This window comes from Rhizorhabdus sp. GW822-FHT03C02, from assembly GCF_058801765.1.
This window is the reverse complement of the sequence record NZ_JBXANN010000001.1, coordinates 540,911-553,135: the sequence shown is the minus strand read 5'-3', so window position 1 is coordinate 553,135 and position 12,225 is coordinate 540,911. Positions and strand designations below refer to the sequence as shown.

The 12,225-nt window shown below is 66.7% G+C and carries 10 protein-coding genes; 8 read left to right on the top strand and 2 right to left on the bottom strand.

The window, feature by feature from the left end:
• Nucleotides 1–217: 217 nt before the first annotated feature.
• The 8 genes from AC1RM6_RS02515 to qhpE all read left to right on the top strand — a co-directional run bounded on the left by AC1RM6_RS02515 (nucleotide 218) and on the right by qhpE (nucleotide 11,118).
• Complete coding sequence (locus AC1RM6_RS02515) at nucleotides 218–2,269, top strand: tetratricopeptide repeat-containing sulfotransferase family protein (RefSeq protein ID WP_493098015.1); 2,052 nt, start codon at nucleotides 218–220, stop codon at nucleotides 2,267–2,269.
• Nucleotides 2,270–2,629: 360 nt separating this feature from the next.
• Entirely contained in the window at nucleotides 2,630–4,366 is a 1,737-nt protein-coding gene (peaA, locus tag AC1RM6_RS02510) for a quinohemoprotein amine dehydrogenase subunit alpha (protein ID WP_493098014.1), read from the top strand.
• Nucleotides 4,363–5,811 carry a quinohemoprotein amine dehydrogenase maturation protein gene (peaB, locus tag AC1RM6_RS02505; protein ID WP_493098013.1) on the top strand — a complete coding sequence of 483 codons (1,449 nt, stop codon included), beginning with the start codon at nucleotides 4,363–4,365 and terminating at the stop codon, nucleotides 5,809–5,811. The genes peaA and peaB overlap by 4 nt, the downstream gene beginning before the upstream one ends.
• Entirely contained in the window at nucleotides 5,808–6,188 is a 381-nt protein-coding gene (qhpC, locus tag AC1RM6_RS02500; protein WP_493098012.1) for a quinohemoprotein amine dehydrogenase subunit gamma, read from the top strand. Before peaB ends, qhpC begins: the two co-directional genes overlap by 4 nt.
• An 89-nt stretch (nucleotides 6,189–6,277) precedes the next feature.
• Nucleotides 6,278–7,393, top strand: a complete 1,116-nt coding sequence (locus tag AC1RM6_RS02495) for a YncE family protein (RefSeq protein ID WP_493098011.1) — start codon at nucleotides 6,278–6,280, stop codon at nucleotides 7,391–7,393.
• 43 nt (nucleotides 7,394–7,436) lie between these two features.
• Entirely contained in the window at nucleotides 7,437–8,474 is a 1,038-nt protein-coding gene (locus tag AC1RM6_RS02490) for a hypothetical protein (RefSeq protein ID WP_493098010.1), read from the top strand.
• 49 nt (nucleotides 8,475–8,523) lie between these two features.
• Nucleotides 8,524–10,233: an ABC transporter ATP-binding protein gene (locus AC1RM6_RS02485; RefSeq protein ID WP_493098009.1), complete on the top strand. Its 1,710-nt coding sequence runs from the start codon at nucleotides 8,524–8,526 to the stop codon at nucleotides 10,231–10,233.
• A gap of 189 nt (nucleotides 10,234–10,422) precedes the next feature.
• Nucleotides 10,423–11,118 carry a subtilisin-like serine protease QhpE gene (gene qhpE, locus AC1RM6_RS02480; RefSeq protein WP_493098008.1) on the top strand — a complete coding sequence of 232 codons (696 nt, stop codon included), beginning with the start codon at nucleotides 10,423–10,425 and terminating at the stop codon, nucleotides 11,116–11,118.
• Here qhpE and AC1RM6_RS02475 read toward each other — a convergent pair.
• Together AC1RM6_RS02475 and AC1RM6_RS02470 are read right to left on the bottom strand one after the other, a co-directional pair.
• The gene (locus AC1RM6_RS02475; RefSeq protein ID WP_493098007.1) at nucleotides 11,115–11,648 is read right to left on the bottom strand and encodes a c-type cytochrome; all 534 of its coding nucleotides are present in this window, start codon (nucleotides 11,646–11,648) and stop codon (nucleotides 11,115–11,117) included. The genes qhpE and AC1RM6_RS02475 overlap by 4 nt on opposite strands.
• A 31-nt stretch (nucleotides 11,649–11,679) precedes the next feature.
• A complete protein-coding gene (locus AC1RM6_RS02470) occupies nucleotides 11,680–12,222 on the bottom strand; it encodes a methylamine dehydrogenase light chain (RefSeq protein WP_493098006.1) in 543 nt (180 codons plus the stop codon).
• Between the last annotated feature and the right edge of the window lie 3 nt (nucleotides 12,223–12,225).

Sequence of the window (12,225 nt, the reverse complement as noted above, 5' to 3'; positions counted from 1 at the left end):
GGTCACCGCCGGCTAAGGCGGGCTGAACATGATTATTTTTATGGTCCGGTTCGCTTACGCAGCAATCAGAACGACCGTCCTAGATTGGATAGTGCCATCCATGGCGGCGGAGTCAAGCGTATCATTACGGGTTTTTTTATCTTTTGTGACGGGCCGCCCTCGACGGGGACCGATATTCGACATAGCTTTGTGAGCAGTCGCACAAGAAAGAGGGCTTATGGGTATCGGCTCCGCCACCGCGGCAAGGGGTGCCGTCGAAACCGCGCTGGCGCAGGCCACCGCCATGCTCGATTCACATCCCGATCGGGCGCTGGCCCAGGCCGAGGCCATTCTCGGACAGCTGCGCGGACTGCCGCCCGCGGAACTGCTCGCCTGCCAGGCGCTGCGGCGGCTGGGCAAACCCAAAGCTGCACTGCAGCGCCTTTCCGCCCTTGCTCGCCACCAGCCGCGTGTCCCCGCCGTGCTGTGGGAACTGGCGCAGGCCGCAAGTGAATCGGACGACGGAAGACGGGCGATCGCCGCGCTCGAAAACTTGACGCAGCAGCAGCCCGCGGTGGCCGGCGGCTGGTTCCTGCTCGCCAGCGAATTGCGTAAGGCCCGCCGCAACCAGGACGCGTGGCGCGCCGACCTGTCCGGCGTGCATGCCTCGTCACGCGACCGCGACCTGCTCGAGGCGGCGGTGGCGATGAACGAAGGCCGGCTCGACGACAGCGAGGCGATGCTCGAGGCGCGGCTGCTGCGGCTCGCCGACGATCCGCCGACCTTGCGGATGCTCGGCGAGATCGCCTGGCGCCGCGGCGACATGACCGAGGCGCTGGCGCTGGTCGAGCGCGCGGTCGAACGCGCACCCGGCTTCGACCTGGCGCGCGACTTCCTGATCCGCCTGCTGCTCCAGGGGAATCGGCTGCCCGAGGCGCTCGACCATGCCGAGACGCTGGGCGCGTCGCCGCTGAAAAGTCCCGGCCACGACCTGATCAAGGCGTCGGTGCTGGTGCGGCTGGGCGAGCAGGAGCGCGCGCGGGCCATCTATGAAAGGCTGCTGACGGACCAGCCCGACCAGCCGCAGCTCTGGCAGAATCTCGGCCATGTGCTGAAGACGCTGGGCCGACAGGCCGATGCTATCCACGCCTATCGCCGGGCGGTGGCGCTGCAGCCGGCGATGGGCGAAGCCTGGTGGAGCCTCGCCAACCTCAAGACGGTCAGGCTCGGTACCGACGATATTGCCGCTATGGAACAGGCACTTGCATCGCTCGCCCCCGATGCGGCGAACCGGCAGGAGGACATCTTCCACCTCCATTTCTCGCTGGGCAAAGCGCATGAGGACGCGAAGGACCATGACGCGTCCTTCGACCATTATGACCAGGGCAACCGCCTGCGCCGGACGATGGTGCGGCACGATGCCGACGATTTCTCCGCCGAGGCCGCAGCCACCGCGCGCTGCTTCACCGCCGCCTTCATCGCCGAACGCGGCGAAGGCGGCTGCCCGGCGCCCGATCCGATCTTCATCGTCGGCCTGCCGCGATCGGGCTCGACCCTGGTCGAGCAGATCCTCTCGAGCCACAGCCGGGTCGAAGGGACAATGGAACTGCCGGAGATGATGATGATCGCCAGCCGCCTGCAATCGCGGGTCGACGAGGGCGAATTCACCGATTTCCGCACGATGATAACCTCGCTGACCCCTGCCGACCGGCTGAGGCTGGGCGAGGAATATATCGAGCGCACCCGCGTCCATCGCCGCACCGACCGGCCGCTGTTCATCGACAAGATGCCCAACAACTGGCAGCATGTCGGCCTGATCCGGCTGATCCTGCCGAACGCCAGGATCGTCGATGCCCGACGCCATCCGCTGTCCTGCTGCTTCTCGGGCTGGAAGCAGCATTTCGCGCGCGGGCAGACCTTCTCCTACGACCTGACCGACATCGGCCGCTATTACCGCGATTATACCGCATTGATGGCCGGCTATGACGCCGCTGACCCGGGCGCGGTCCACCGCGTGTTCTATGAGGACATGGTCGGTAACACCGAAGCCGAGATTCGCCGACTGCTCGCCCATCTCGGCCTGCCGTTCGAGCAGGCCTGCCTCGAGTTCCACAAGAACGACCGCGCGGTGCGCACCGCCAGTTCCGAACAGGTCCGCCGGCCGATCTTCGCCGACGGGATCGATCAATGGCGGCATTACGAGTCGCAGCTCGGGCCGCTGGTCGAGGCGCTGGGCCCGGTTCTTGCCGCTTATCCGGGCATTCCGGCGGATCTTGTGCACGCCGATTGAGCAACTGCAAAAGCCCGAAGCACGGCGATGCGACAATACGTCATATACCCCCTCCCCGCTGCGCGAAAAAAATGAAAATCTGAAAATGATGGCTTGATTCAAACTTGACGCATGTCCAAGATCACAAGTGTCGGACGGGGCGAGCCGCACAGCGGCCCACAGCCCTTTCGGCCCGTAGGTCGCGTCAATTTAGCAAAATCCAGAAAAGTCATCGGGAGCGGATGTGGCAGTCGTCGATCAGAGCGCGCGTGCGCCTGATCGCCCGCTGTACGAAGCTTTGGCGTGAACGGGGTGCGAGCCGCGGCTCGACGATTATTGGGGAGTTGGCAGGTGATACGAGTTCCTGTCCGGTGGGTTTCAATGTCGGTCGTCGCATCCGCTTCGATCCTTCTCGCGCAAGCCGTCGCCAGCCAGGTCGGCGAACAGAAGACCGGCCTCGAGGAGACCGAAGCCGGTATCCCCGTCACCGACGATCTGGTGATCGCCAAGTGCGGCGCCTGTCACACGCCCGACGCCAAGGGCAATCTGTCGCGCATCTCGTGGATCCGCACCACGCCCGAGGGCTGGTCGCAGGCGATCAAGCGGATGGTCCGCCAGAACGGGCTCGAGATCACCCCGACCGAAGCGAAGTCGGTCGTCAAATATCTCGCGACCTGGCATGGTCTCGCCCCCGAGGAGGCGAAGCCGGTGATGTACCTGCCCGAGCATCGCATCATCGACGAGACCAATATTCCCAATGACTCGATCCGCGGCGGCTGCGCGGCGTGCCATGCCTTCGCCCAGCCCCTGTCGTGGCGGCGCTCGAAGGCCGACTGGAAGCTGCTCCAGAATCTCCATGTCGCACTCTATTCGCAGGCCGACGTCCAGTTCCGCCGTCCGGCGGCAACCGCCGACCTGCCCGGCGGCGTCGCGCCGGCGGCCGCACCCGGCGGCCGCGAGGCCCCACCGGTCACCCAGGGCCAGCTCGCGCTCGACTATATCAGCAAGACCGCACCGCTCCACACCGCCGAATGGGCGGCCTGGCAGTCGCGCATCCGCGCGCCGCGCCTCGCCGGCAAATGGCTGGTGTCGGCGGCGATGCCGGGCAAGGGCAAATATGTCGGCGAGATGGTCGTCGAACGCGGCGGCGCCGACGACGAGTTCAAGACCAGCATCACCCTCGAATCGCTCGCCGACGGCAGCACGCTCAAGCGCAGCGGGTCGGGGCTGGTCTATGCCGGCTATGCCTGGCGCGGCCGTTCGGCCGGCGGCGCGGGCAAGGATGCGAAGCCCGACGATCTGCGCCGCGAGGCGCGCGAGGTGATGTGGTTCGCGCCCGATCAGCGCACCGCCGAAGGCCGCTGGTTCTGGGGCGAATATCAGGAATTCGGCTTCGATGTGAAGCTGACCCGCGCGTCGGCCGCGCCGACGATCCTGAGCGCGATGCCCTATGCGGTGAAGGCCGGATCGAAGGATGTCGCGCTGAAGATCTATGGCGACAATCTGCCGTCCGCGATCGCTCCCGCCGATCTCGATCTCGGCACCGGCGTGACGGTGACGAAGATCGTCTCGCACAATGCGCATGAGGTGGTCGCGTCGATCGACGTCGCCCCGACCGCCAGCTCGGGTCCGCACGATATCGGCATCCAGGGCGCGGTGCTCGAAAACGCCTTCCCGGTCTATCACAAGGCCGATTTCATCAAGGTGACCCCCGAGACCTCGCTGACCCGGCTCGGCAGCCCGACCCATCCGAAGGGCTTCGGCCAGTTCGAGGCGATCGGCTATGAATTCGGTCCCGACGGCAAGGCCAACACCCCGGACGATGTCCGCATCGGGCCGATGGACGTGACCTGGAACATCGAAGAGTTCATGTCGGTCTATAATGACGACGACAAGAAGTTCGTCGGTACGCTGAGCCCGACCGCCTTGTTCACGCCGGCTTCGGACGGTCCCAACCCCGCCCGCCGCTTCGGCCGCAACAATTATGGCGAGGTCTGGGTGGTCGCCACGTCGAAAACCGAAAAGGACAAGTTCGGCAAGCCGCTCTCGGGTCGCTCCTATCTTGTCGTCACCGTGCCCACCTATCTCCGGTGGGACCAGCCGGAGGTCGGCCAATGACCGCGATGATCCCGCATAAATATCGGCTGGGCGAGTTTCACGCCTTCGAGTCCGCCGAGCGCCGCTTCATCTATCTGGTGCCCGCCGGCGCGGTGTTCGAGCTCGACGAGATTTCGTGGCGGCTGATCGACCGGCTCGGCACCGGCGAAATGGGCCAGACCGATCTGGTCCAGGAGCTGGTCATAGGGGGCTATAGCCCCGAAGAGGCCAAGACGCTGTTCGACGAACTGCGCAACGCCAAGGTGCTCGTCACCGGCAAGGCGCTGCCTGCACCGATCGAGAACCCGCCGGCCGACTTCCCGCTCAGTTCGCTGGTGCTCAACATCACCAACCAGTGCAACCTGTCGTGCACCTATTGCTACGAATTCGGCGCCGACAAGATCGCCACCCCGGCCGGCAAGCCCAAATATATGGACATCGACACGGCGAAGGCCTCGGTCGATTTCCTGCTCGAGCAGTCGCGCGGCCGCAAGTCGGTGCACATCACCTTCTTCGGCGGCGAGACGCTGATGAACTTCAAGCTGCTGCGCGAAGTGGTGATCTATGCCCGCGCGCAGGTCGCCGAGCAGGGCCGGTCGATCGATTTCAGCCTGACCACCAACGCCACGCTGCTGACCACCGAGATCATCAGCTTCCTCTCCGACAATGCGATCGGCGTCACCGTCAGCATGGACGGCCCGGCCGAGCTGCAGGACAAGCGCCGCGTCTACAAGAGTGGCAAGGGCAGCTATGCGGTGATCGAACCGCGGCTGCGCGCGCTGATCGCCAACCACAAGACCCGCGCGATCACCGCGCGGGTGACGCTGACCGACGGCGTCACCGACGTGATCCGCATCTACCGCCATCTCAAGGATGATCTCGGCTTCGCGGAGGTCGGCTTCGCGCCGGTCACCAGCGAGGGCACCCATGATTATTCCATCGACGATGCCGGCATGGACTCGGTGCTCGGCCAGTTCCACCTGCTCGCCAAGGAGTGGCTCGCTTATGCGCTGCGCGGCGAGATGCACGGCTTCTCGAACGTCAGCGAGACGATCAGCGAGCTGATCCAGGGGGTCAACAAGTCGCATCCGTGCGGCGCCGGGATCGGCCTGGTCGGGGTCGGTCCGGCCGGCGACATCTCGCCCTGCCACCGCTTCACCGATGCCGACACCCATACGCTCGGCCATATCTCGACCGGGATCGATCTGGAGAAGCAGAGCGACTTCCTGACCCGCGGCCATGTCGAATCCAAATATGAATGCTCGACCTGCTGGGCGCGCCCGCTGTGCGCCGGCGGTTGCCATCATGAGGCGTTCGTCCGCTATGGCGACACTGGCCATGCAAACCTTCATTATTGCGACTGGATCCGCGAGTGGACCGACACCTGCCTGAAGATCTACGGCGCGATCAGCGCGCATAATCCCGAATTTCTCGAACGATTTGCCGAACGGAAGGGGCTGGCATGAAACATCTTCGGCCTATCAACAAGAAAGCGCGGCGGATCGAGACGATCGTCGCCGCCATGGACGAAGCCGTCGCCGCGCTCGAGGCGAACCCCGATGCGACCGAGGATGACGTCGTCGCCCTTCAGCAGGCACCGTCGGGCCCGCGCCCGCATGTGCCGATGGGCTGCACTTTGTCCTTCTCGCCCGGCTGGGAAGTCGATGCGGGCGGCGGTACGGCGGGGCTGTGCCAGCCGGTCGAGCGCGACATCTACGACTGCTATGTGACCTGTTTCTGGCCCGCGCAGGTGCCCGACCATGTCAACAACTCGCCCGACTGGGCGAGCAACTGCGCCACCGCCACCAAGGACTGGCGCAGCCTCGACATCATCTTCCCCTGATCCTGCCGTCGGGTCCCGGCCCGGCAAAAGACCGATGCTCGCGGGCCGGCTCGGCCGGTCCGCACCACGCTCCGAACGGAAACCGCCTCATGACGAAGCCTCGCCTGGGTCTCCTCGCCTTCCTCGCCGCCACCGTCGCCAGCACGGCCGGCGGCCTTGCCCCCGCGCAGGGATCGACCTTGTTCATGGGTGCCTATCCCAATTCGCTGATCCTGTTCAACGAAGCCCGCAGCGCGATCACCGAGCGGATCCCGCTCGACGGCCTGCCGACCAGCATGCGGCTGTCGACCGACAAGAAGAAGCTCTACGTCACCACCATCACCCATGGCGGGATCGAGGTGATCGACGTCGCGACCCGCAAGGTGCTCAATTCGATCACCCTCAACACCGCGACGACGCGCTATCGCTTCAACGGCGGCGTGCCCGACCCGACCGGCCGCTATTTCTACACGGTGCTGATGCAGATCGACAAGGAAGCCGACCGCTACCAGATCAGCAAGCCCAAATATGCGGTGATCGACCTTCAGGAAAAGAAGATCGCCAAGCTGGTCGACATCGATCCCGAGGACGAGAATGCCAATTCGGCCGGCGGCGGCTATCGCAGCCTGCTGATGGTGTCGGAGGACGGCAAGTTCCTCTACCAGTTCCGCGACAAGGTCGTCGTGCTCGACACCACCGACTTCAAGGTCGTCCAGCGGATGGACCTGGCCAAGCCCGAGGGCACCGGCATGGAGAATGTCGGCTTCGGCGGCACCCTCGATTCGATCGGCGAGCCCGGCCGCTACGTCTCGCTGTTCAACGCCGCCGATCCCTACATCCACAACAAGGTGTTCGGGGTCGCCCGCTTCGATCTCGCCACCCGCCAGTTCGCCTTCACCCCGATCGGCCCGGCGCCGGCGTCGATGGCGGGGCTGCAGGTCACCCCCGACGGCAAGGACGCCTACACCGTCGTCACCAACGGGACGCTCGGCAACAAGCGCTGCGAATTCTGGCATTTCGACATGGTCAAGAGCGTCGTCGTCGACAAGGCCGAGTTCTCTTGCAAGACGCGCTTCTCTTTCGGCATGTCGGGCAACGGCAAGAAGCTCTATATCTATGGCGCCAGCTTCGACATGGAATCCTATGACGCCAAGACGCTCAAGTTCGAGAAGAAATGGGATCTGAACAACGACGTCACCGGCGCGGGCCTGATCGTCGCCGAGTGAACCGCGGCCGCGGCGACGCCGCGCGTGCCCGGACGGCCGCGCGGTGAACGCCATCCACTATCATGGCGAAGCACGGTCCCACGCGGCGGCACAGCCCCGCGTGCGGATCCGCGGCGGCGGCATCGCCACCGCCTGCTGCCTCCACCTGCTGCGCGCCGCCGGGATCGACGCGACGGTCGATCCGGTCGGCCGCGCCCCGCTGCCGGCGATCCTGCTCAGCGACCCCGCGCTGGCGCTGATCCGCGACCTGTTCGGCCGCCCCGACCTGCTCGCCGACCTGCCCCGCGTCACCCATCGCCAGGTCGCCTGGGGTCCCGGCGGCGACATCGCCGCGGTCGAGCATCGCGCGATCACCGTCTCGGAGACCGAACTGCTCGCACGGATCGGCCAGGAGACCGGCAGCGATGACGATGGTCCCGCCGATTTCGTCATCCACAGCGCCCCGCCGCTGCCCGAAGGCGAGCTCCGGCGCTTCGGCAGCCGTCCGGCGATCACCGTGCCGGTGCGGCTGCGCGATCCCGCCGACCGCGTGAGCTGCTGGATCGAGGCGCTGCCTGCCGGCTGGCTGTTCCTGATCCCGGTCGGCGCCGATCAAGCCTGGCTGATCGCGGTCGGCGGCACCGTCGAGGCCCTGCTCACCGCGAGCCGCCATCTCGCGTCGCGCATCGCCTTGACCGATGCGCCACATGCCGGTTTCGATGCCTGCCCGCGGCTCCAGATCCCGATCCGCGGCGACGCCTGGCTCGCCTGCGGCAGCGCCGCGATCGGCTTCGATCCGATCTGCGGCGACGGCACCGCCCAGGCGGTGCGCGAGGCGATCCTCGCCGCGGCGGTGATCGTCGCGATCGCCCGCGGCGGCGATGCCCAGGCGCTGCTCGTCCATTATGAATCGATGCTGCTCGCGGCGATGCGACGCCACCTGATGCTCTGTGCGCAATTTTACGCCACCGGCGGCGATGCCCCCTGGTGGCGCGACGCGCATGCCGCCCTGGTCGACGGCCATCGCTGGTGCACCGACCGGCTCGGCGCGATGCCCGAACCCCGCTACCGCCTCGTCGGCTTCGATCTGGTGGCGATATGAGCGCCGCCGTCGAAATCCTCCCCATCGCAGATGGGGAGGATCTAAGGCCATGAACGCCCCGCCCGCCTCCGCCGAGATCGCCGAATGGCGTACCTATCGCCGGCTCGGCGCCTATCTGCGGCCCTATCTCGGCGGCCTCGTGCTCGTGCTGGCGATCAGCCTGGTGTCGACCGCGGTCGGGCTGGCGCAACCTTACCTGTCGAAGCTGATGATCGACGAGGCGCTGCTGCGTCACGACATGACCAAGCTGGTCTGGGTCGCGGTCGCGATGGTGGTGGCGACGGTCGCGGGCTTCGCGCTCAACATCCTCGCCAGCTATCGCTATGTGTCGCTGTCGGCGGCAATGCTGTTCGACATCCGGGTCGCGCTGCTGCGTCATCTCCAGACACTGTCGCCGCGCTTCTACGCCAGCTTCCGGCTCGGCGACCTGATGTCGCGGCTCAACAACGACGTCAGCGAGGTCCAGCGGGTCACCGCGGATTCGCTGCTGTCGGTGCTGAGCAACGTCCTGTTCTTCCTCGGCAGCGTCGCGATGATGGTGTGGCTCAACTGGCGGCTGTTCCTGGTCAGCGTCGTGCTGGTGCCTGCCTGCCTGCTGACCTTCAGCCATTATCAGCGCAAGCTCACCTTGCTGACCCGCGAGATGCGCGAGCGCGGCGCCGACATGGGCAGCCTGCTGGTCGACACCGTGCTCGGCATGCGGGTGGTGACCTCGCTCGGTGCGGGCGAACATGAGGTCGAACGCTTCCGCGCGCGCAATGACGGCTTCATCGGATCGATGCTGCGGATGCAGATCGCCTCGTTCATGACCGGCGCGATCCCCGGATCGATCATGGCGGCTGCGACCGCCGCAGTGATGCTCTACGGCGGATCGATGATCATCGACGGCGGCATGACGATCGGCACGCTGGTAGCCTTCATGGCCTATCATATGCGGCTGCTCGGACCGATCCAGACGTTGCTCGGGCTGACCTCGGGGCTGACCTCGGCACGGGTGTCGCTCGGCCGGATCTTCGAACTGTTCGACACACCCGCCGAGGTGACCGACCGCGCCGATGCGGTCGCGGTCGACCGGGTCGGCGGCACGATCCGCTTCGAGGGCGTGTCGCTGCGCCACGATCGCGACGCGGTGCTGATCGATGTCGACCTCGAGATCGAACAGGGCATGTTCTGCGCGATCCTGGGGCCGAGCGGGGTCGGCAAGTCGACGATGGCCGACCTGATGGTCCGCTATTTCGACCCCGACCAGGGCCGGGTGCTGGTCGACGGCCGCGATATCCGCATGCTGCGCCTGGCCGAACTGCGGCGCGACATGATCCTGGTCGACCAGTCACCCTTCCTGTTCAACGACAGCATCGCCGCCAACATCGCCTTCGCCATGCCCGAAGCCGACCAGGCGCAGATCGAGGCCGCCGCGCACGCCGCCGGGCTCGACGCGCTGATCACGCGGCTGCCGGCGGGCTATGCGACCCGCGCCGGCGAGCGCGGGCTGCAATTGTCGGCCGGCGAACGCCAGCGGATCGCGCTCGCGCGCGCCTTCCTGCGCCGGCCCAGCGTGCTGATCCTCGACGAGCCGACCTCGGCGCTCGACGGCGCCACCGAACAGCTGATCGCGACCCGTCTGCGCCAGACGCTCCCGCAATCGACGATCATCGTCATCACCCACAAGCCCGCGCTCGCCGAACTCGCCGACGCGATCGTGACGATCGAGCAGGGCCGAGCGACGATGACAAAGCGGGCGGAGCCCGTGCATGGCTGAGAGCGGCTCCCCATATCCGTCGCCCCGGCGGAGGCCGGGGCCGCCCAAGATGGCGCGCCAACAGTTAAGCGCGATAATGTCTCGTCCGCGGAAATGTCGCGCCTCTTCCTTGGGCGGCCCCGGACGATGCCCGTCCTCGGACGGGGCAAAGCCCCGATCCGGGGGCCGGGGCGACGGCTAGTTTCCCCGATGTCGGCCTCCCTCCTCAACGCCACCGGCCGCGGGGTCCGTATCGGCGTCATCGACAGCGGCGCCTATCCCGGTCACCCGCATATCCGCGGGGTCGCCGGTGGGATCGCGATCGACCGCGAAGGGCGTCCGGATGCAGGTGACGAGACGACGATCGACCGGCTCGGCCATGGCACTGCAGTGATGGCGGCGATCCAGGAAAAGGCGCCCGAAGCCGCCTGCTTCGCGGTGCGCGTCTTCCACGATGCGCTCAAGACCAGCGCCGCCGCCCTCGTCGCGGCGATCGACTGGTGCGTCGAGCAGCGCATGGACATCGTCAATATGAGCCTGGGATCGGTCAACGCCGCGCATCGCGACCGGTTCGCCGAGGCCGCGGACCGCGCCCGGCGCGCCGGCACCCTGCTGGTCGCCGCGCGCGAGGCGAACGAGATGCCCTGCTATCCGGGCGCGCTCGACACCGTGCTGGGGGTCGGTCTCGACTGGGATTGTCCGCGCGAGACATGGCGGGTCGAATCCGGGCCAATTTTTTACGCCTCGGGCTATCCGCGCCCGATCCCCGGCGTCGCCCCGCAGCGCAACCTCTATGGGATCAGCTTCGCAGTCGCCAACATGACCGGCTTCGTAGCACAGGCGTGGGAAAGCGCGGGAAGCGCGGAAGAAGCGCTGCGGGCAATGGCGGCGACGGCACCAGCCTAACGCGCTTTCGGCTGCCCCACATAGAATTGCCGCAGCGACGCCGGCGCATGGCATTTGCGGATCGCCTCGTCGGCATGGCGGGCGCGTTCGGCGACCAGAGAGGCCGATGTCAGCGCATGGACGCGCTCGCGCGCGACCTCGTCGGCGGTGAAGGGCTGCGCCCCCGCCGGGACGCTCGCCCCGCCCAGCCCGAACACCATGAAATTGACCAGGTCGGCGAGCTCCTGATTATCGGTGATCCGGCTGTGGGCGATATTGGGGAGGTGGAGCAGATAGGCGCGCGATTGCGGCGTGCACATGAAATAGCCGACCCGGTCGCGAAGCTCGGGCAGCGCCGCCGGCGCCGACAGGCCCTGCACGCCGTGGCAGCCGGCGCAATGTTCGACATAATCCGACCGCGCCAGCTCGACATCGCTGATCGCGGCGGGCAGCACCGGCCGCTCGGCGGCCGCGCCCACCCGCTGGAGGGCGAGCAGGGCGAAGCCCATGACCAGCAGCGTCCCTGCCGATCGGCGCATCGACGCGGTCATCGCCCGGCCCTGCCCTGGTCCGTCCGTCCGATCAGACCGCGCCGACCATCACCGCGGTCGAGCAATGATATTCCATGCTGTCGGTACCGAAGCACCAGATCACATTATTGTTGAGCTGCGGCACATACAGCTGGGTCTCGCGATCGGTGTTGTCGCACTCGCACTGGCCGCAATAGGGTTTGCCGCAGCAATCGCGATAGGCGATCATATAGGCCTTGCCGTCGTCGGGATTGATGCAGGTGCCGACCCACGACACCGGCGAGGGCTGTGCGCCCGCCGGGCAGCTATGCACGCCGCCGCCGCAGCAGCCGCACAGCGCCCCGTCGATCGCGCAATAGCGCCAGTAATTGCACTTGGTGTCGTCCTTGGTCTGCGCGGTCCGCGCGAAGGCGGTCTTGGCCTCGGGCGAGCGATCGGGCTTCGACGCCTCGGCGCGGCTGACCGGCAGCAGCGGGAAGGCGGGCGCGGCGACCAACGCCACCCCGAGCCGCGACAACAGGCTGCGCCGCGACGTCCGGCCTGCAAATTTGCGGAGCAGCGTTTCGCCGATGGCGTCCGCGTTGAAAGTCTTCATGGT